Below are 415 nucleotides of genomic sequence, written 5' to 3' on the forward strand. Positions count from 1 at the left end.
GCGAAGGCGACCGCGTCGGCAACCGCCGCGCCGCGATCCCGGCCGCCCCCGGCCGCCGTCCAGTCGGACCGGCGGGCCGCCGCCGCGAGCGCCTCGAGCGCCGGGCCGATCGCGCCCTCCACCACCACGGCCGGCGCGGTGTAGTGGCGCGGACGGCGGAAGCGCGCGACGTCGATCACCGGCGCGCGCGACCGCCAGGGGGCGGGGATGAACTCCACCGGATCGGCGCCCGCGAGCACGATCGCGTCGGCCGCCTCCACCAGCGGCGCCTCGGCCGCGCCGCCGGTGAACAGCCCGGCGAAGAGCGGATCGTCGTCGGCGACCACGCCCTTCGCCTTGTAGGTGAGGAGCACCGGCGCGCCCAGCGCGGCGGCGAGCGCGCGCACCGCCGCCGCCGCCTCGCGCGCCTCCAGCC

General features: G+C 80.5%; 1 pseudogene. It reads right to left on the reverse strand.

Going from position 1 to position 415, the window contains the following annotated elements:
• Window positions 1-415: pseudogene (locus tag FK498_RS19065) on the reverse strand (hypothetical protein); the annotation flags it as partial.

The organism is Elioraea sp. Yellowstone (genome assembly GCF_006704265.1).
GTDB lineage: Bacteria > Pseudomonadota > Alphaproteobacteria > Acetobacterales > Acetobacteraceae > Elioraea.